A 19,569-nucleotide genomic window follows, 5' to 3' on the forward strand; every position below is an offset into this window, starting at 1 on the left:
GGCTCCGGCTCCGGCTCCGGCTCCGGCTCCGGCCGTCCGGAGTGACGTGGTGCGGTTACTCGGCGGCGCGCACCTCGACGAGGTTCGCCCACGGGTCGTCGAACGCCAGGCCGCGACCGTCGTCGCGCGTCGGAACGGCGAAGTGCGACATCCGCTCGCCCAGCTCGCCGAGGTCGTCGGCGGTGGGCACGATGATCTCGACCTTGCCGAGGCCGAGCGCCAGCTGCCTGCGGCCGGCGCCGCGGCTGCCCCACGTGTTCATGGCCATGTGGTGGTGGTACCCGCCGGCCGAGACGAAGAGCGCCTGGTCGCCCAGCGCCGCCGTGGTCTCGAAGCCGAGCCGGTCGACGTAGAACTCCCGCGCGCTCGCGATGTCGCCCACCGAGAGGTGCACGTGGCCGACCACGGCGTCGCCGAGCCCGGTTCCGGATGCCGCGGCATCCGCCCCGGCCTCGCCGAGGTGCTCGCGCAGGTAGCCGTTCGGGTCGAGGGAGATCGTCGCCATCTCGACCTGGCCGTGCACCCAGCTCCACATGGAGCGGTCGCGGTCGAAGTAGAGCTCGACGCCGTTGCCCTCGGGGTCGGTGAAGTAGAACGCCTCGCTCACCAGGTGATCGGCGCTGCCGGTGAACGTGCCGGGGTAGCGGGATGCGACGGAGTAGATGGCCGTGGCCAGTGCCTCGCGCGAGTCGAACAGCACGGCCGTGTGGTACAGCCCGGCGTCGCTCGGGGAGGCGTGCTTCAGCTCGGGGGAGTGCTGGAGGATCACGACGGGCGTCGTGCCGCGGCCGAGGACGGCCACGGGGCCGTCGTGGCTCAGCAGGTCGAGCGTGACGCCGTCGCGGTAGTAGCGGATCATCGCGTCGAGGTCGCCGACGCGGAGGGTCACGGCGCCCATGCCGCTGTCCGCGGCGAGCAGGCCGGATCCCTGGGGGGTTCCATTGGTTGTAAGCACAACTAATACTAACGCGTGGCGGCCGAACCTATTCCGGGTCGCCGCGAAGTCGGCCGACGGCCCCTCTTGAACCCGGCCCACGACCCTCCCTACTGTTGAGGCAGCGCGGCTCCGGGGGGAGGCGCCGATTCGAGGGGGAATCGATCATGGGGATGGACAACCTGCAGCTCTACGTCGCCACCTACGACGACGCCGATGTCGCGACCGACCAGTACCGCACGCTGAAGGACGCGGCGGCCGCCGACGAGCTCGAGGTGGTCTCGTCGGTCGTGATGCGCCGCGACGACGACGGTCGGGTCACGGTCGACGAGCACGGCACCGGTCAGGTCGCCTCCGGCGCCTGGATCGGCGGTGCCGCCGGCCTCGTCGTCGGGCTCTTCGCGCCGCCGCTGCTCGCCTCGACCGCGATCGGCGCGGGCATCGGCGCGATCGCGGGCAAGCTCACCAAGGAACGCGACGAGAAGAAGATCGGCGTCGACCTCGAGGAGGCGCTCCCCAAGGGGTCGTCCGCGATCGTCGCCGTCGTCGACGACCGCTACCTCGACCGCGTCGATGCCGCTCTCGCCAAGGCCGCGAAGAAGGTCACCAAGGCCATCGACCGCGACGACTTCGAGGCGCTCGAGAAGGCCATCGACGAAGGCGGCGACAAGATCGCCAGGGCGATCTCGTCGTAGTCGGAAGCGGGTCGGTCAGGCCGCGCGCAGGCGGTCGAGCAGCTCGCGGTACTTGGCGGCGGTCTGCTCCACGATCTCATGGGGCAGGGTCGGGGCGTGCTCGACCTCGGACTGGTCCCAGTTCGCCGAGAGCCAGTCGCGCACGATCTGCTTGTCGAAGCTCGCCATGCGGCGCTCGGGAGTGGTCTCGGACGCGTACGTCGCGGCATCCCAGTACCGGCTCGAATCGCTGGTGAGCACCTCGTCGCCCAGCGTGACGATGCCCGTCGCCCGGTCGGCGCCGAACTCGAACTTCGTGTCGGCGAGGATCAGGCCGCGCGACTCGGCTATCGCCTGGGCCTTGGCGAAGATCTCGAGCGAGAGTTCGCGCAGCTGCGCCGCGACGACCTCGCCGACGATCTCGACGGTGCGCTCGTAGCTGATGTTCTCGTCGTGCTCGCCGAGGGGCGCCTTCCACGCGGGCGTGAAGATCGGCTCGGGCAGGCGGTCGCCGTTCGAGAGTCCCTCGGGCAGGCGGATGCCGCCGATGGCGCCCGTCTGCTGGTACTCCTTCCAGCCGCCGCCCGTGATGAACCCGCGCACCACGCACTCGATCGGGAACATGTCGAGCGTGCGGCAGAGCGTCGCCCGCTCGGCGAGCGCGGCCGGCACCTCGGGGAGGCCCAGGGCCTCGAGCCGGTCGTCGAGCGGGTGCGCGAGGTGGTTCGGCACCTCGGGCAGCTGGTCGAACCACCAGTGCGTGAGTTCGGTGAGCATCGCGCCCTTGCCGGGGATCGCGGGCTCGAGCACCTCGTCGAAGGCGCTCACGCGGTCGCTCGCGACCACGAGCACCACGGGCGAGAGCCGCAACGGGTCGCCGGTCCAGGTGTCGTCGTCGTCGAGCACGGAGGTCGGCACGTACAGGTCGCGCACCTTGCCCGAGTAGACGTGGGTCCAGCCGGGGTACTCGGCATCGGTCATGGTGTCTCTCCCCTTGCTCTGCGTCTGCTCGTGCTCGTGCCGCGCTGCCGCGCTACTCGGCGACGCGCGCGGCGATGTCGGTGCGGTACTGGCCGCCCTCGAGGCTCAGGTGCGCCAGCGCTTCGTACGCGCGGCGACGGGCCTCCGCGAAGTCCTCGCCGACGGCCACGACGTTCAGCACCCGGCCGCCGGTCGCGAGCAGGGGCGGGTCGACGTCGGGCTCGGTTGTCGAGCCGATCGCGGTCGCCGCATGGGCGAGGTGCACTCCGGGAACGGATGCCGCGGCATCCAGCCCCTCGATGGCGCGCCCGGTCTCGGGGGCCTCGGGGTAGCCCTCGCTCGCGAGCACGACCGTCACCGCGGCATCGGGGCGGAACTCGGGCCGCGGGAGCTCGCCCAGTCCGCCCGTGGCGGCGGCCAGCAGCAGGCCCGACAGCGGGGTCGCGAGGCGGGGCAGCACGACCTGCGTCTCGGGGTCGCCGAAGCGCGCGTTGAACTCGATCACGCGGATGCCGCGCGTCGTGAGGATGAGCCCCGCGTAGAGCAGTCCGATGAACGGGGTCTGCTCGTCGGCGAGCTGCTTCACGGTCGGCAGCGCGATGGTCTCGATGACCTCGTCGACGAAGGCCTGCTCGCTGCCGAAGTCGGCGTCGAGCCACGGCAGCGGCGAGTACGCGCCCATGCCGCCGGTGTTGGGGCCCTGGTCGCCGTCGCGCAGGCGCTTGTAGTCCTGAGCGGGCGAGAGCGGCAGCACGTTCGTGCCGTCGGAGAGCAGGAACAGCGAGACCTCCTGGCCGTCGAGGAACTCCTCGACGAGCACCGGGCCCTGCTGCAGGTAGTGGGCGGCGTGCGCGAGCGCGGCGTCGCGGTCGTCGGTCACGAGCACGCCCTTGCCGGCGGCGAGGCCGTCGGCCTTCACGACGTGCGGGGCGCCGTACTCGTCGAGCGTGGCCTCGACGTCGGCGAGCGTCTCGGCGAGGCGGGCGCGGCCGGTCGGCACGTTCGCCTCCTGCATGATGCGCTTCGCGAACGTCTTGGAGCCCTCGAGCGCGGCGGCGGCCCTGCCCGGCCCGAACACGGGGATGCCGCGCGTGCGCAGCGCGTCGGCGACGCCCGCCACCAGCGGGGCCTCGGGGCCGATGACGACGAGGTCGACGGCGTTCTCGAGCGCGTACTCGGTGACCACCGATCGGTCGGTCGGGTCGAGCGCGATGGTCTCGACGCTGCCGCGCGCCGAGGAGGTGGCGGATGCCGCGATACCGGCGTTGCCGGGTGCCGCGACGATCTCGTGCCCGGCCTCCTCATCGAGGAGCGCGAGGATGATGGCGTGCTCGCGCGCGCCCGAGCCGAGGACGAGGATCTTCACCGGATCAGGCTACCCGATGGGGCTCGCGGCCCCGCGGGCGTGACGCCGCGCATCCCGCGGCGAGACGCCGCGCATCGCCGGCGTGACGATGCTTCGCCGCACCACCGCGGATGCGCGGTCGCCGCGGAGCATCGTGGCGCGGCCGAAGGTCGTGGCGGTGCGGGAGGATGGATCCATGGCACGAGCGAGGATCGGCGACGACGAGGGGCGGGCGGCGGTGGCCGCCTGGGCGGCCGCACAGGCCACGGGCGACGGTGCGGCGAGCGGCGCCCCCGAGGCATCCGCCCCGCCCTCGATCGATCGCACGACGCTCGCGCTCGCCGTGCGCTACTCGCTGCAGCTGCTCGCCGAGCGTGCCCCGGGCGGTACGGTCGAGGTTCGCGTGCCGCCGTTCGCCGCGGTGCAGTGCGTCGAGGGCCCCAAGCACACGCGCGGCACCCCGCCGAACGTCATCGAGACGGATGCCCCGACCTGGCTGTCGCTGGCCACGGGGGCGCTCTCGTGGGCCGACGCCCGATACGCGGGCCGCGTGCACGCCTCGGGCCAGCGCGCCGACCTTGAGGGCCTGCTGCCGGTGCTGCGCGGCTGACGCCGTGCGGCCGGGGCCCGCGACGCGGCGCCCGGCGGCGTGTGGCAGGATGCTGCGATGCTCTCCCCGCAGACGCTGAGTGAATCGGACCGCCGCCTCGTCGCCGCGTGGGCGGCCGACTGCGCCGACCGCGTGCTGCCGCTCTTCGAGGCCGAGGCGCCCGACGACGACCGCCCGCGCGACGGCATCGCGCGTGCCCGAGCGTTCTCGCGCGGCGAGCTCAGCGCCGCCGACGAGATCCGGCAGCGCTTCGTCGCGGGTCGCGCCGCGCAATCGGTCGAGTCGCCCGCGGCGGTGGCCGCCGCCCGCGCCGCCGCCCAGGCGGGCGGGGTCGCGCACATGGGGGCGCATGCGCTCGGCGCCGCCGCCTACGCGGCCAAGGCCGCCTCGCTCGCCGGCTCCGACGCCGAGGGCGGCGATGCCCTCGATCGCGAGGTCGCCTGGCAGCTCGCCCGCATGTCCCCGTCGACGCGCGTCGCGCTCGCACGACTCCCCCTCCTCGGAACGGATGCCTCCGGGCCGCTCGGCTCGGGACTGCTCGCGTCGGGCGTGCTCGGCGACGTGATCCGGCGCATCCAGGCGGAGATCCGCCCGGCCTGAGGTCGCTCGGCCGCCGCGCCGCCCCGCGCCGTCCAAGCCCGACGCGCGGCTGCGCGCTAGAGTTCGGCACAGCCGTGTCGTGGGGGTGCCGCATGTACTTCGTCGTGGTCGGACTGCAGACCGTCGTGCTGCCGTTGGTCTCGGGCGTGATCCATCTGGTGGTCGTGCCGGGCGCAGACCCTGTCGCCGTGTTCGGCATGTGGTGGGCGTTCTGGGGCGTCGGCACCCGGCTGCTCTTCGCCGGCATCGTGCAGCTCGTGAAGCCCGACGTCACCGCCGGGATCATGGGTTCGACCGAGCCGACCGTGGCCGAACGCACCGTGACGCGCGAGCTGGCGCAGGCGAACCTCGCGTTCGGGGCGGTCGGGCTGCTGGTGCTCGTGCCCGGGTGGTGGCCGGTCGCCGGCCTCGCGGGCGGCGTGTACCTGTTCCTCGCGTTCCTGGGCCACGTCGGCAACCGAGACCGCAACGCGAAGGAGGACTTCGCGCTCTGGACCGACCTCGTGGTCGGAGTCGTCGTGATCCTCGCGGGCCTCTGGGGCCTCTGGGGCCTCTGGGGCCTCTGGTCGGTACTGGCCGGCTGAGCACCGCCCGCGTGCTCAGCGCACCGGCAGCACCAGCGGCACCCCGGTGCGCGGGTGCTCGACGACCTCGACCGGCTGGCCGTAGACGGCCTCGATGCGTTCGGCCGTGAGCACGTCGGCGGGCGCGCCGTGCGCGACGACGCGGCCGCGCTCGAGCAGCGTGATCTCGTCGGCGTAGGCCGCGGCGAGGTTGAGGTCGTGCAGCACGACGACCACGGCGTCGCCCGAGGCGGCCTGGGCGCGCGCGAGGCGCAGCACGTCCTCCTGGTGCCGCAGGTCGAGGGCGGCGGTCGGCTCGTCGAGCAGCAGCACGGGGGAGCGCTGAGCGAGCACGCGGGCGAGCGCGACGCGCGCCTTCTCGCCGCCCGAGAGGTTCGCCACCGGGCGATCGGCGAGGTGCGAGACATCCGTCGCCGCCATCGCCCGCTCGATCTCGAGGTCGTCGTCGGCTTCGGCCGGCGTGCGGGCCCACGGATGACGGCCCATCTCGACGATCTCGCGCGAGCTGAACGCGAAGGTCACGCTGTGGTCCTGCGTCAGCACGGCCCGCGTGCGGGCGAGGTCGCGCAGCGGCCACTCGGGCAGCGGCCGGTCGCGCAGCAGCACCCGACCCGCCGAGGGCGCGCGGTCGCCGGCCAGCACCGAGAGCAGGGTCGACTTGCCGGCGCCGTTCGGGCCGAGCAGCGCGTGCACGCGCCCGGGAGCGGCCGCGAACGAGACATCCGTCAGCAGGTTCGCCCGGTCGATGACGACCGAGACCCGCTCGGCCACGAGGCCCGCCGCCGATTCGTCGCGCTGGAGGCCCCGATGGGCGACGGAGTGCGGTCCGGTACGCCCGCGAGGCGCACTCCGCTGCACGGCGGGCTCGCCGGGGGGCGTGGTCGCGCTCATCGCCATCCGCCTGCACCCTTGCGCTGACGTCGCAGCAGCCAGAAGAAGAAGGGGCCGCCGACGAGCGAGGTGAGCATGCCGATCGGCAGGTCGGCCATCGGCACGGCCGTGCGCGCGACGAGGTCGGCGACGAGCAGGAGCAGGGCGCCGCCGAGCGCGCTCGCCGCGATGAGGCCGCGGTGCGCGGGCCCGATGACCATGCGCATGAGGTGCGGCACGATGAGGCCGACGAAGCTGATGATGCCCGCGAACGCGACGGCCGCGCAGGTGAGCACCGCGACGACGACGATCGAGACGATGCGCACGCGTTCGACGTGCACGCCGAGGTGCCGGGCACTGCGCTCGCCGAGCGAGAACAGGTCGAGCTGGCGGGCGAGCGCGAACGCGAACACGAGCGACACCGCGACCAGCGGCGCGATGACGCCGATCTCCTGCCAGCGCGAGCCGTTCAGCGACCCGAGCTGCCAGAACACGATCTCCTCACGACTGGCCGTGTCGCCGAGGAACGTGAGCAGCGCGAGCCCGCCCGCTGCGAAGGCGTTGACCGCGATGCCCGTGAGCACGAGGGTCACGACCTCGGTGCGACCGCCCGACCTGCTCGCGAGGTAGACGACCAGGGTCGTCGCGAGTCCGGCCAGGAACGACGCCCCGGCGGTGACCCAGTCGCTCGTCGCGGTGAGACCGAACACGATCGTCACGGCCGCGCCGAGCGCCGCGCCCGACGAGACGCCGACGACGCCCGGCTCTGCGAGCGGGTTCGCGAAGACCGCCTGCATGATGGCTCCGGCGACCGCGAGGGCGGCGCCGATGAGGATCGCGGCGACGATGCGCGGGAACCGGATCGTCCACAGGGCCGAGTCGACGTGCGGCGCGGCCGCGGGGGCGTCGCTCAGGCCGAGTCCGCGCAGCAGGCTGTTCCACACCTCGCCCGGGCCGATCTGCAGCTGGCCCATCACCGCCGAGAGCAGGGCGAAGACCACGAGCGCGACGCCGAGTCCGGTGAAGAGCGCGATGCGGCGGCCGGCCGAGCGGCGCGATCCGAGCGGGGCGGATGCCTCGGCTGCGGTGTCGGCGGCGGCGTCGGTCGCGGGTGCGAGCCGCGTCATCCGTTCGTCTCGGCTGCGGTGTCGGCGGTCGCGGTCGAGGGCTGCGGTGCGTAGACCGCCCGGGCGAGTGCGTCGACGACGGCCGGCGTGCGCGGCCCGAACCCGAGGATCTCGGTGTCGGCCATGTCGACGATGCGGCGGTGCTCGCCCGCGGGCGTCGAGGCAAGCGCGGGCAGGCGTTCGAGCAGCCCGTCGACTCCGCCGGTCGAGGCCAGCCCCTCGGTCATCACGAGCACGACGTCGGGCGCCGCCTGCACGAGGGCCTCGGCGGTCACCGGCCGCATGCCCTCCCAGCCGATCTCGCCGGCGACGTCGAAGCCGCCGACCGCCTCGATGAGCGAGTCGGCGCCCGACTCCTCGCCGAAGAGGTAGTAGACGTTCGCGCTGCCGCGGACGTAGAGGAAGATCATGCGGGGCCGGTCGGCGGGGTCGGCCGGGATCGACGCCTCGATCGGCGTCATGACCGCGCTCAGGTCGGCGTCGATGGCCGACTTCAGCAGCTCGGCGCGCTCACTCACCCCGAGCGCACCGGCGATCTGGTCGACGAGCTCGCCGATGTTCTCGACGCTGCGCTCCTTCGTGACGATGACGACCGGGATGCCCGCGTCTCGCAACTGGGCGAGGGCGTCGCGCGGGCCGAGGGTCGTGTCGGTGATGACGACGGTCGGGTCGAGCGAGAGCACGGCCTCGGCCGAGAGCGTGTGGCCCTCCTGCGTGACCACGGGCAGGTCGGCGGCCTCGGGGAACCCGGTCGACGAGTCGCGGCCCACGACCTGGTCGCCGAGACCCAGGCTGAAGACCGTCGCGGCGATCGTGCCGGTGATGTCGATGGGCAGGATGCGCTCCGTCGACTCGACGGTCACCTCGACGCCGTCGACATCGGTCACGGTCAACGGCACGGCGGATGCCTCGTCGGACTCGATGATCGGCAGGCTGGTGTCGGCGAGGCATGCCGTCGACGGGCCGTCGAGTTCGCGCACGTCGGCGGCGAGCTCCAGCTGGTCGAAGGGCGTCGATGCGCCCGGGCACTCGGCCTCTGTTGATGCGCCCGCGGCGGTCGTGCCGTCTGCGCCGGTGGCCGCGCACCCTGCGAGCGCGAGCGCCGCGACTGCCGCGAACGCTGCGACGGCGGCGCGCGCGTTTCGATTCTTCGTCATCTTAAGGTTAGCCTTACCTCACCTTGCGCGGTGAGTATTCGTTCGCATAGGTTAGATGAGCCTAACCTAACTTCAGGCATCCCCCTCACCCGCTGCACCGCCACGGAACCCCTGGTTCCGTCGCGCTCGCGCGCCGACCCGGAGGTCCGCGTCTTGACGTCGACACTGCCCACAGCTCCGCCCCCTGAGACCGGAGCGAGTGCTCCGCCCAAGCTCCGGCGATGGCTCGCCGCCATCCTCGCCACCGCGCTCGCGCTCGGCGGAGCGGTCACGGCCGCGGCGCCGGCCTTCGCCGACGGCGCACCGACGGTCACCGTGACCGAGGCGCCCCGCGAGGGCGGACCCGTCACGATCAGCGGCACCGGATTCAAGGCCGACGGCACCGGCGTCTACGTGGGGATCGGGCCGGCAGAGGCAGCCGGCTTCTACACCGCGGGCATCGTCGAGTCGGGAACCGTCTGGGTCGCGACCGGCCTGGGTTCGACGGCGACTCGTGCGCCGATGGCCGCCGACGGATCGTTCTCGCTCGAGCTCGCCGCACCGGCCGTCGGCGACGCCGACCTCGCCGTGTTCACGTCGCGCGCGCACGGCGGCGGCATGATGGGCGACGTCTCGCAGGACACGAAGACCCCGGTGCGCTACGCCGCGGCAGTCGAGGAGCCGGGTACCGAGGAGCCGGGTACCGAGGAGCCGGGTACCGAGGAGCCGGGCACTGAGGAGCCGGGTACCGAGGAGCCGGGCACGGAGGAGCCGGGCACGGAGGAGCCGGGCACCGAGGAGCCGGGCACCGAGGAGCCGGGCACGGAAGAGCCGGGCACGGAAGAGCCGGGTACGGAAGAGCCGGGTACGGAGGAGCCGGGCGTCACCACGCCCACCGTGGTGGTCTCGAAGACCTCCGGCCTCGACCCCCACGGCGAGACGGTCACGATCACCGGGTCGGGCTTCGTGCCGAACGGCGCAGCCACGACGGGCACGAGGCCGCCCCTCGCCGGCAAGTTCACGGGCGCGTACGTCGCGTTCGGCGCGTTCGCCGACGCCTGGGCGCCGAGCACGGGTGCCGCCGCATCGACCAGGCCCACGGGCGACGTGAAGTGGGGCGTGCACGAGTCCGAGCTCGCTGCGATCGGCGGCGCTGCCAGGGGCGGCATCGTCATCGCCGACGACGGCACATTCGAGACCACGCTGACCGTCTCGTACGACTACGCGGGCGCGCTCGCCGACGGCAACTACGGCATCTACACCTACCCCGGCGGCGGCGCGAAGAACGCCGAGTTCGAAAGCTTCACCCCGATCAGCTTCAAGCCGGGCGTCTTCGTCTCGAAGACCGAGGGCCTCGACCCGTTCGGAGAGACGGTCACGGTCAAGGGTGTCGGCTTCACGCAGACGGCCGAGACCACGGCCGCACGGCCTCCGCTCGCCGGCAAGTTCGGCGGAGCGTACGTCGCCTTCGGCGCGTTCGCCGACGCCTGGGCGCCGAGCACGGGTGCCGCCGCATCGACCCGGCCCACGGGCGACGTGAAGTGGGGCGTGCACGAGTCCGAGCTCGCTGCGATCGGCGGCGCTGCCAGGGGCGGCATCGTCATCGCCGACGACGGCACCTTCGAGACCACGCTCGCCGTGAGCGCCGACTACGAGGCGCTCGTGACCGACGGCGCCTACGGCGTCTACACGTACGCGGGCGGCGGCGCGAAGTACGCGCCGTTCGAGATCGAGACCCCGATCTCGTTCGCGCCGAAGGTCACCGTCTCGAAGACGAGCGACCTCGACCCCGCCGGCGAGACCGTGACGGTCCGCGGTGCGGGCTTCCTCCCGGCGGGTGCCGCGACCACCGGCACGCGCCCCCCGCTCGCGGGCAAGTTCACGGGCGCCTACGTCGTCTTCGGCTCCTTCGCCGAGGGCTGGCAGCCGAGCGCGGGCGGCGCATCCGCACTGCGCAAGGTCGACGCGCAGAAGTGGGCCGTGCAGGAGGGGGACCTCGCCACGATCGGCGGGGCGAACGCCGGCGGCATCACGATCGGCGCGGGCGGCACCTTCGAGACCACGCTGACCGTGCGCGAATTCGAGGGGGCGCTGGCGAACGGCAGCTACGGCATCTACACCTACCCGGGCGGCGGCGCGAAGTACGCTCCGTTCGAGACCGCGACGCCGATCGACTTCACCGTTCCAGCGCCCGTCATCGACCCGAAGCTCACGGTGACGCCGTCGACGAACGTCGACTCGACGGTCTCGAACACGTTCACCGTCTCGGGCACCGGGTACGTCGGGGCCGGTGCGGCCAACGGCGCCTACGTGCTCATCGGCGAAGAGGGCGTGTGGAACGGCAGCGGTCCGCTGCCGTCGGCCGGGTGGCTCGTGCAGGGCTGGGTGATGCCGCAGCGGATCGCCGACGGCTCGTTCACGACGACGCTGACCGTGCCCGCGGGCAAGTTCGACCCGGCGAAGCGGTATGTCGTGGCGTCGTCCGCGGCGCACGGCCTGTCGGTCACCGACCGCACGCTCGATGCGTTCGCGTCGATCACGGTCGCACCGCTGGCGCCGGTGATCGAGCCGGAGCTCGCAGTGACGCCGTCGACGAACGTCGACTCGACCGTCTCGAACACGTTCACCGTCTCGGGCACCGGGTACGTCGGGGCCGGTGCGGCCAACGGCGCGTACGTGCTCATCGGCGACGCCGGCGTCTGGAACGGCAGCGGTCCGCTGCCGTCGGCCGGGTGGCTCGTGCAGGGCTGGGTCATGCCGCAGCAGATCACGGACGGCAAGTTCACCACGACGCTGACCGTGCCCGCGGGCAAGTTCGACCCGGCGAAGGGCTATGTCGCGGCGTCATCCGCCGCACACGGCCTGTCGGTCACCGACCGCACGCTCGATGCATTCGCGTCGATCACCGTTGCACCGGTGGCGCCGGTGATCGACCCGAAGCTCACGGTGACGCCGTCGACGGACGTCGACGGGTCGGTCTCGAACACGTTCACCGTCTCGGGCACCGGGTACCTCGGCGCGGGCGCGGCGAACGGCGTGTACGTGCTCCTCGGCGAGGATGACATCTGGACCGGCGGCCCGCTCGTCGCCGACGGATGGCTCGCGCAGGGGTGGGTGATGCCCACGCAGATCGTCGCGGGCACGTTCACCACGACGCTGACGGTGCCGGCGGGCAGGTTCGACGCGGCCGAGGGGTACGTCGTGGCCACGTCCGCGGCGCACGGACTCTCCGCCGTCGATCGCAGTCTCGACGCGTTCGCGCCGATCACCGTCGCGACGGGCACGGTCGACCCCGGTGAGCCCGGCGAGCCCGGCACCCCGGTCGATCCGAGCGGCCTGAAGCTCAGCGTCTCGCCCGCCAGGGACCTCGACGGTTCCAAGTCGAACGTGCTCACCGTCACCGGCACGGGGTACACCGGCGCGTCCGCCGCGCAGGGCGTCTACGTCGTGTTCGGCGAGAAGTCGGTCTGGGCCGGCAACGGCCCGCTGCCGGCCGACGGCTGGATCGCGATCGAGTGGGTGCGGCCCGACCAGCTCTCGAAGGGCGCGTTCACGGTGAAGATCACCGTTCCCGCCGGGAAGCTCGACGCCGCGCGTTCCTACGTCGTCGCGAGCTCGGCCGCCCACGGGCTGTCGCAGACCGATCGCAGCCTCGACGCGTTCGCCGCGGTGTCGGTGAAGGCGGGCACGAAGCCCGAGACGCCGAAGCCCGAGACGCCGAAGCCGACCGATCCGGCCACCCCTCCGGTGGTCGGCGGCAACCCCGTCGTCGCGGGCGGCTCACTGAGCTGGGGCGTCTACGACCGCTTCGTCGCGTACATCGGCGGCACGATCGCCAACGGCAGCATCAGCGTGAGCGGTGCGACCCGTTCGGGCGGCGTGTTCCAGTTCGGGCAGTCGGGCGGCGGGTACGATGCCGGTGCGGGGCGCGGTACGGCCGAGTACTCGGGCTCCGTGAACTTCCGCGGGCACGGCGGTGCGCTCGACGTGACCTTCGCCGACCCGGTGCTCCGCGTCGCTTCGCCGCAGTCCGGTGTGCTGAGCGTCGCCGTCAACGGTTCGCGCGTCGACCTGGCGAGCGTCGATCTCGGCGCCGCCGCGACGAGCGTGCAGAACGGGGCCACGCGGTTCGCGAACGCGCCGGTGACCCTGCTCGCGACCGGCGTGCCCGCGTTCAACGGCTACTACGGCGCCGGCCAGGCGCTCGCTCCGCTGACGGCCGTGATCGGCGCGCCGGCGGCGGCACCCGCCGGAGACAGCGGCACCGTGGTCACCGCTGCCGCAACGGCGAGCCCGACCCGCGACGTCCCCGCGACGCCCCCGGCCACGACGGGCATCGTGCTCGACACGGCCACCCTCGCCGCACTCGGCGCAGGCAAGCAGGTCACCGTGACCGCCGCCGGCTTCGAGGCGAACGAGGAGGACATCGCGGCGGTCGTGTACTCCACGCCGATCGTGCTCGCCGACGACCTGGTCGCCGATGCCGAGGGCGTCGTGACGTGGACGGGCAGCATCCCGGCTTCGCTCGAGCCCGGCGTGCACACCCTGACGTTCCAGGGGTCGACGAACGTCGGCGTGCAGTTCACGGTCCCGGCCGAGCAGGCGGGCGTGTGCACGGTGTCCGCCGGCGACCTCGACTGGGGCTTCAAGGAGTCGTTCCGCAGCTACCTCACGAGCGGCATCGCGAACGGCGACTGGGCGCTGGCCGGCGTCGGCGAGAACGGCGGCGTGTTCGCCTTCACCGGCGCCACCGGGTCGCTCGACGAGTCGGGTCGCGGTGTCGTGGCCTACCCCGGATCGATCGAGTTCACCGGCCACGACGGCGCGCTCGACACGACGATCGCCAACCCGAAGGTCGAGCTCGACGGCAGCGGCGGGGCGTTCCTGCTGCTCGACGTCACGGGCACGACGCAGGACGGCCAGCCGATCGACCTGAAGCAGGTGCGCTTCGCCGAGCTCGGGCTCGGCGACGGCCTCGCGCTGGCGGACGGGAGGCTCGCGGGTGAGGCGACCGCGGTGCTCACCGAGGCCGGGGCGGCCGCGTTCGGCACCTACCCGGCGGGTGAGGAACTCGACCCCGTGGCCTTCACGGCGACGGTGTCGGGCGACTGCACCACGACCGAGCCCGCTGCCGCGGAGACGACCGAGGTCGAGGAGCCGACGAGCGCCGGCGGCGACGCCGCGGCCGCGGCTGCCGACGCGAGCCAGACCGGACCCGCTTGGTGGGTCTGGGTGCTGTCGGCCGCACTGCTGGCGCTCGTGCTCGCGGTCGTCGCGGTGCTCGTGATCCGCGCGCGTCGCAGCACGACCGGGAGCTGATCCGCTTCCGACATGCCGGGCCGTCGACCTCACCGGTCGGCGGCCCGGCGTCGTTCGATGATCCCGCACTCAGGCTGGTGCGCGACAATGGTCGGGTGAGCAACGCCCCCACCCCCGCAGACTCGCCAGAGCGCGCCGAGCAGAACCCGCCGTCAGTGTCGGCCGAGGCCGCTGCGGCGTCGGCGCCGGTCTCCGGCCTGCAGCCCGAGGCATCCGAGACCCTGATCGAGACCGAGGTGTCGAGCGACACCGCGACCGTGCGCCGGGCGCCGAAGTACGGCCGGTTCATGACCCTCGGGGCAAGCCTCGGCGCGGTCGTCGCGCTCGTGCTCACGCTCTCGTTCACGCCCGAGCAGAGCGAGTTCGTGCCCGTCGGGTTCGACGGCGGCCAGGTGTTCGGCTTCCTGCTGCTGATCTGCGCGTCGATCGGTCTGGCCCTGGGCGCCATCGTCGCGCTCGCATTCGATCGGGCGCTCGCACGTCGCACCACCTCGGTCGGTGTCGAGCACGAGGTCGCCCACCGCGTCGACGAGACGCCGTAGCACCGCGGAGCATCCGCTCGCCCATGCCATGACGAAGGGCCGCCCCGATCGACGGGGCGGCCCTTCGCGCATCGCCTGCTCGCGGCATCCGGATGCCGCGTGCTCGGCCGTCAGCTGAGCTGGGTCTGCTCCACCCACTCGAGGTACTCCTCGCTGACCGTGCCCGTGACGTAGTCGCCCGTGAAGCACGAGAGGTCGAGCGCCTCGATCGAGGTGCCCTCGGTGATCGCCGCCTGCAGGTCGGCGACCTCCTGGTAGATCATGTGGTCGGCGCCGAGCTCGGCCGCGATCTCGGGGATCTTGCGTCCGTGGGCGATGAGCTCCTGACGGCTCGGCATGTTGATGCCGTACACGTGGGGGAACCGCACGGGGGGCGCGGCCGAGGCGAAGGTCACCTTGTTGGCGCCGGCGTCGCGGGCCATCTGCACGATCTGCTGCGAGGTCGTGCCGCGCACGATCGAGTCGTCGACGATGAGGATGTTCTTGCCGCGGAACTCGGTGCCCATGGCGTTCAGCTTCTGACGCACCGAGCGCTTGCGCTCGGACTGGCCGGGCATGATGAACGTGCGGCCCACGTAGCGGTTCTTGTAGAAGCCCTCGCGGTACTCGATGCCGAGCTTCTGCGCGACCTGCATGGCCGACGGGCGCGACGAGTCGGGAATGGGCATGACCACGTCGGCGTCGCCGAGCGGCATGTGCTTCGCGATCGTGTCGGCGAGCCGGTCGCCCATGCGCAGCCGGGACTCGTAGACCGAGATGCCGTTCATGACCGAGTCGGGGCGGGCGAGGTAGACGTACTCGAACGAGCAGGGCACGAGGCGCGGGTTGCGCGCGCACTGCTTCGAGACCATCTCGCCGTCGAGGGTGATGAAGATCGCCTCGCCCGGCTCGACGTCGCGCACGATCTCGTAGTCGCCGTTCTCGAGCACGAGCGATTCGGATGCCACGATCCACTCGTCCTTACCGGAGTCGGCCGTGCGCTTGCCGAGGATCAGGGGGCGGATGCCGAACGGGTCGCGGAACGCGAGCAGGCCGTGGCCGGCGATCATCGCGATCACGGCGTAGGAGCCCTCGACGCGCTCGTGCACCTGCTCGACGGCGCGGAACACCTGGTGGGCGTCGAGCGAGAAGCCCTGGATCTGCCCGGTGAGCTCGGTCGCGAGCACGTTCAGCAGCATCTCGGTGTCGCTCGTGGAGTTCACGTGGCGGCGGTCGATGTTGAACAGGTCCTGCGAGAGCTCGCGGGTGTTCGTGAGGTTGCCGTTGTGCACGAGGATGATGCCGTACGGCGCGTTCACGTAGAACGGCTGCGCCTCCTCCTCGCGCTCGGCGGCACCCTTCGTGGTGTAGCGCACGTGCCCGAGGCCCATGTTGCCGATGAGCGAGCGCATGTCGCGGGTGCGGAACGCCTCGCGCACCTGGCCGCGGGCCTTCGCCATGTGGAACGCCGACCCTTCGGCGGTCGCGATGCCGGTCGAGTCCTGCCCGCGGTGCTGCAGGAGGAGCAGGCTGTCGTACACCTGCTGGTTGACGGGTTCGGTCGAGACGATTCCGACGATGCCGCACATGCGAGCAATGGCTCCTCGAAGGTGGGGGAAGGTGTCCGATCGGACTGCATCATCCTCCCACACGCGCGCATGTGCGCCGACTGGGTGCGGGTCGCTGCTCAGGTGAGCGGCGACCCGCACCGTCGAGCGTCAGCCTTGGAGGCGCGGGCGCCATCCGCGGGTCGAGACGGCGAGCTGGTTCCAGGCGTTGATCGCGACGATGACGGCGAGTAGCGCGGCGATCTCGTCGTCGGTGAAGTGCGCGGAGGCCTCGTTCCAGACCGCCTCGGGCACGTGCGTCTCCGAGAGGCGCGTGACCGATTCGGTGAGGGCGAACGCGGCCCGTTCGCGAGCGGTGAAGAAGTTCGACTCGGGCCAGACCGCGACTGCGAAGACGCGCTGGGCGGGTTCGCCGCCCGCGATCGCGTCGCGCGAGTGCAGGTCGACGCAGTAGGAGCAGCCGTTCAGCTGCGAGGCGCGGAGCTTCAGCAGGTCGCGCAGGGTCGCGGGGATGCCGGCGCGGTCGGCCTCGGCGTCCGCCGCCTCGTCGAGCGCGGTGACGGCGCGGATGAACGCGGGCGCGACGCCGTCGAGGTCGAGGCGACGTGCGGGCGTGATGGGTCCGGCGCTCGGGGCGGCGGAGGCGGTCGAAGTGGTCATGCATCCACGCTACGGAGGGCGGCTCTCACTGGTAACGTCCACTTGCATGGCGGATGACTGGGCCAATTCCGGATTGGATCTACACGTCCGACTCGATGCGCGCCGCAAGGCCGCCTCCCTCGAGGAGGCGCTCCGCGACGCCGTCCGCGACGGCGTGCTCGCCCCCGGCGTGCGCCTGCCGGCCACCCGCTCGCTCGCCGCCGACCTCGGCATCGCGCGCAACAGCGTGGCCGAGGTCTACGCCCGGCTCGTCGGCGAGGGATGGCTCGACGCGCGCGTCGGCGCCGGTACCTGGGTGCGTGAACGGCCGTCGCCGCTGCCGTCGGCCGGCGCCGACCGGTCGACCAGGTTCGACCTCGACCTCAGGGGCGGACTGCCCGACGGATCCGCGTTCCCCCGCTCGGCGTGGGCCGACGCCGTGCGCAGGGCCCTCGCCGACGCCCCGACCGAGGCGCTGGGCTACGGCGCGCCCGAGGGCGCGGCCGCCCTGCGCGAGCGGCTCGCCGAGTACCTCGCCCGCACGCGCGGCGTGCTCGCGACGCCCGACGACGTCGTCGTGACGCACGGGTTCGGCGGACTGCTCGGCCTCGTCGCCCGGGCGCTCGTGGCCCGAGGCGCCGGGCGGGTCGCCGTGGAGAGCCACGGGCACGCATCGCACCGCGCCGTGCTCGAGTCCGCGGGCCTCGAGCTCGTGCCGCTGCCGGTCGACGCCGACGGCGCCAGGGTCGACCTGCTCGACGGGGCGCTCCCGAAGGTCGACGCGGTGCTGCTCACGCCGGCGCACCAGTTCCCCATCGGGGTGCCCCTGTCCCGCGAGCGCCGCGCGCGGCTCGCGGAATGGGCGACGACCGAGGGCCGCTTCGTCATCGAAGACGACTACGACGGGGAGTTCCGCTTCGACGGCCGCAGCATCGGGGCGTTCCAACCTCTCGCGCCCGGCCGCACCGTCTACGGCGGCACGGCGAGCAAGGCGCTCTCGCCCGCGCTCGGGATGGGGTGGGGGGTCGTGCCCCGCGAACTGCGCGGCGAGGTGCTCGAGGAGCGGGTCCGCACCGGGTCAGCGACCGACGCGCTGTCGCAGCTCGCGCTCGCCGCCTTCATCGGTGCCGGGGCCTACGACCGGAGCGTGCGCGCGCTCCGCCTGCGCTACCGCGCGCGTCGCGAGCGGTTCGAGGTGTTCGTCGAGGCCCGCCTGCCCGACGCGCGGGTCGTCGGGCTGGCCGCGGGCGTGCAGTGCCTCCTCGAACTGCCGCCGGATGTCACGGAGCAGGCGGTCGTCGACGAGGCGGCGGCGCTCGGGCTCCGCATCGGCGGGCTGGCCGAGTACGCGGTCGATCCGGCGGCGGCGCCCAGACCGCCCGCGCTCGTCGTCGGCATCGGCGGCCCGCCCGACCACCGGTTCGACCAGGCGATGGCCGTGGTGCTCGAGGCCGTCGAGCGGGCCAGGCCCGTGCGTTGAGGGGCGCTCGCGCGGGTCAGTACTCCGAGGGCTTCGCGAGCACCGCCATGGTGCAGCGCGACACGCAGACGAGCTTGCCCGCCTCGTCGGTGATCCGGATGTCCCACACCTGCGTCGTGCGGCCCCGGGTGATGGGCCTTGCCTCGCCCGTCACCCACCCGCTCGACGCCGGGCGCACGTGGTTGGCGTTGATCTCCATGCCGACGCAGTAGTACTGCTCGGGGTCGACGGTGAAGCTCGCGCCCCAGCTCGCCAGGGTCTCGGCGAGTGCGACGGATGCCCCGCCGTGCAGCACGCCGCCCGGCTGCTTCGTGCGGCCGTCGACGGGCATGCGCCCCTTCAGCGACTCGTCGGTGATCTCGGTCATCTCGATGCCGAGGGAACGGATCGCGGTGCCGTCGCAGCGTGCGTTCGCCCACTCCACCGAGGGCTCGCCGAACCAGATGCTCATGCGTCCGAGTCTCGCACGCCGACGTCGGCCTGCGGCAGGCGGTCAGGCCAGCTCGGCGATGATCGGGTGGATCGCGTCGTCGAACGCGGCGGCGTCGGCCCGCAGCGAGTCGGTGACCGCGACGGTCTTCTCGCCGATCCACCAGACACCGGATGTCGCGAGCGGCAGCACCTCGACGTTCAGCTCGAACGAGTGGGCCCGCCGCCCGACCTCGCGCTCGTGCTCGGCGATCGTGCCCGCATAGGCGCGGTACGAGTCGCCGCGGCGGGCCGAGGATGCGGCCCGGTAGGCGTCCTGCGTCCATTCGGCCCAGGCCCGGGCGGCCTCGGCGTGCGGCGGGATCGCGGCCAGCAGCACCTCGGCGCCCGAGACGGGCAGCGCGATCTCGGTGTCGTACTCCTCGACGAGTTGGAGCGGCACGGGCGAGGGATGGGCCTCGGGCTCGACCGTCATGGCCCACCAGTCGCGCCACTGGCGCTCGAGCAGGTCGTGCTGGTCGATGACGAGCGTCGCGCCGACCTTGCCCACGTCGCGCACGCGCGGCAGCTCGACCGGTGAGGCGACCCCGAGGGCCGCGCGGAGATACAGCGCGATCAGCACAGGCCGACTCGCGTTCTCCCGGATCACCCACGACGGGGTTCCATCCGCCTGCATGCGACGGATTCTACGCTCGGGTGCCTCCTGCGGCCGGGATGCCGGGACGAGCGGGCCTTCGGCGCGCCGCGCGCCG

The 19,569-nt window shown here is 72.8% G+C and carries 17 protein-coding genes; 7 read left to right on the top strand and 10 right to left on the bottom strand.

Annotation, left to right across the window (positions count from 1 at the left end):
• Positions 1-55 precede the first annotated feature (55 nt).
• Positions 56-898, bottom strand: coding sequence for a VOC family protein (locus ACFVS8_RS18050; RefSeq protein ID WP_387065463.1), 843 nt, complete (start codon positions 896-898; stop codon positions 56-58).
• A gap of 203 nt (positions 899-1,101) precedes the next feature.
• Between ACFVS8_RS18050 and ACFVS8_RS18055 the strand changes: the two genes are divergently transcribed.
• The gene (locus ACFVS8_RS18055; protein ID WP_387065465.1) at positions 1,102-1,629 is read left to right on the top strand and encodes a DUF1269 domain-containing protein; all 528 of its coding nucleotides are present in this window, start codon (positions 1,102-1,104) and stop codon (positions 1,627-1,629) included.
• A 15-nt stretch (positions 1,630-1,644) separates the two neighbouring features.
• On the opposite strand, the gene ACFVS8_RS18060 is transcribed toward ACFVS8_RS18055, so the two are convergent.
• Together ACFVS8_RS18060 and purD are read right to left on the bottom strand one after the other, a co-directional pair.
• Positions 1,645-2,589 (bottom strand): phosphoribosylaminoimidazolesuccinocarboxamide synthase, encoded by a 945-nt coding sequence (locus ACFVS8_RS18060; protein WP_387065467.1) that lies wholly within the window; start codon positions 2,587-2,589, stop codon positions 1,645-1,647.
• A gap of 52 nt (positions 2,590-2,641) precedes the next feature.
• Entirely contained in the window at positions 2,642-3,955 is a 1,314-nt protein-coding gene (purD, locus tag ACFVS8_RS18065) for a phosphoribosylamine--glycine ligase (protein WP_387065469.1), read from the bottom strand.
• A 175-nt stretch (positions 3,956-4,130) separates the two neighbouring features.
• Here purD and ACFVS8_RS18070 point away from each other — a divergent pair, with 175 nt between their 5' ends.
• The 3 genes from ACFVS8_RS18070 (at position 4,131) to ACFVS8_RS18080 (ending at position 5,728) form a co-directional block, all read left to right on the top strand.
• On the top strand, positions 4,131-4,544 hold the full coding sequence (locus ACFVS8_RS18070; protein WP_387065471.1) for a sterol carrier family protein: 414 nt from the start codon (positions 4,131-4,133) through the stop codon (positions 4,542-4,544).
• A 57-nt stretch (positions 4,545-4,601) separates the two neighbouring features.
• Positions 4,602-5,144 carry a putative immunity protein gene (locus ACFVS8_RS18075; protein ID WP_387065473.1) on the top strand — a complete coding sequence of 181 codons (543 nt, stop codon included), beginning with the start codon at positions 4,602-4,604 and terminating at the stop codon, positions 5,142-5,144.
• Positions 5,145-5,236: 92 nt separating this feature from the next.
• On the top strand, positions 5,237-5,728 hold the full coding sequence (locus tag ACFVS8_RS18080; RefSeq protein ID WP_387065475.1) for a DUF6790 family protein: 492 nt from the start codon (positions 5,237-5,239) through the stop codon (positions 5,726-5,728).
• Positions 5,729-5,743: 15 nt separating this feature from the next.
• On the opposite strand, the gene ACFVS8_RS18085 is transcribed toward ACFVS8_RS18080, so the two are convergent.
• From ACFVS8_RS18085 to ACFVS8_RS18095, 3 genes are read right to left on the bottom strand one after another with little or no spacing between them, the layout of a single operon-like run.
• The gene (locus tag ACFVS8_RS18085; RefSeq protein ID WP_387065478.1) at positions 5,744-6,619 is read right to left on the bottom strand and encodes a heme ABC transporter ATP-binding protein; all 876 of its coding nucleotides are present in this window, start codon (positions 6,617-6,619) and stop codon (positions 5,744-5,746) included.
• Positions 6,616-7,725, bottom strand: coding sequence for a FecCD family ABC transporter permease (locus ACFVS8_RS18090; RefSeq protein WP_387065480.1), 1,110 nt, complete (start codon positions 7,723-7,725; stop codon positions 6,616-6,618). The genes ACFVS8_RS18085 and ACFVS8_RS18090 overlap by 4 nt, the downstream gene beginning before the upstream one ends.
• The gene (locus ACFVS8_RS18095) at positions 7,722-8,882 is read right to left on the bottom strand and encodes a hemin ABC transporter substrate-binding protein (protein WP_387065482.1); all 1,161 of its coding nucleotides are present in this window, start codon (positions 8,880-8,882) and stop codon (positions 7,722-7,724) included. Before ACFVS8_RS18095 ends, ACFVS8_RS18090 begins: the two co-directional genes overlap by 4 nt.
• A 153-nt stretch (positions 8,883-9,035) precedes the next feature.
• Between ACFVS8_RS18095 and ACFVS8_RS18100 the strand changes: the two genes are divergently transcribed.
• Together ACFVS8_RS18100 and ACFVS8_RS18105 are read left to right on the top strand one after the other, a co-directional pair.
• Positions 9,036-14,180, top strand: coding sequence for an HtaA domain-containing protein (locus ACFVS8_RS18100; protein ID WP_387065484.1), 5,145 nt, complete (start codon positions 9,036-9,038; stop codon positions 14,178-14,180).
• Positions 14,181-14,275: 95 nt separating this feature from the next.
• On the top strand, positions 14,276-14,722 hold the full coding sequence (locus ACFVS8_RS18105; protein WP_387065486.1) for a potassium transporter Trk: 447 nt from the start codon (positions 14,276-14,278) through the stop codon (positions 14,720-14,722).
• Between the two features lie 110 nt (positions 14,723-14,832).
• On the opposite strand, the gene purF is transcribed toward ACFVS8_RS18105, so the two are convergent.
• Both purF and ACFVS8_RS18115 read right to left on the bottom strand, forming a co-directional pair.
• Positions 14,833-16,290: an amidophosphoribosyltransferase gene (gene purF, locus ACFVS8_RS18110; protein WP_387065488.1), complete on the bottom strand. Its 1,458-nt coding sequence runs from the start codon at positions 16,288-16,290 to the stop codon at positions 14,833-14,835.
• A 129-nt stretch (positions 16,291-16,419) separates the two neighbouring features.
• Positions 16,420-16,929, bottom strand: coding sequence for a carboxymuconolactone decarboxylase family protein (locus ACFVS8_RS18115; RefSeq protein ID WP_387065491.1), 510 nt, complete (start codon positions 16,927-16,929; stop codon positions 16,420-16,422).
• A gap of 73 nt (positions 16,930-17,002) precedes the next feature.
• Here ACFVS8_RS18115 and ACFVS8_RS18120 point away from each other — a divergent pair, with 73 nt between their 5' ends.
• Entirely contained in the window at positions 17,003-18,388 is a 1,386-nt protein-coding gene (locus ACFVS8_RS18120; protein WP_387065494.1) for a PLP-dependent aminotransferase family protein, read from the top strand.
• Positions 18,389-18,404: 16 nt separating this feature from the next.
• On the opposite strand, the gene ACFVS8_RS18125 is transcribed toward ACFVS8_RS18120, so the two are convergent.
• Together ACFVS8_RS18125 and ACFVS8_RS18130 are read right to left on the bottom strand one after the other, a co-directional pair.
• Positions 18,405-18,839 (bottom strand): hotdog fold thioesterase, encoded by a 435-nt coding sequence (locus ACFVS8_RS18125; RefSeq protein WP_387065497.1) that lies wholly within the window; start codon positions 18,837-18,839, stop codon positions 18,405-18,407.
• A gap of 42 nt (positions 18,840-18,881) precedes the next feature.
• Positions 18,882-19,493, bottom strand: coding sequence for a zinc-binding alcohol dehydrogenase (locus tag ACFVS8_RS18130; protein WP_387065500.1), 612 nt, complete (start codon positions 19,491-19,493; stop codon positions 18,882-18,884).
• Positions 19,494-19,569 lie beyond the last annotated feature (76 nt).

This window comes from Agromyces sp. NPDC058110, assembly GCF_042884735.1.
GTDB lineage: Bacteria > Actinomycetota > Actinomycetes > Actinomycetales > Microbacteriaceae > Agromyces.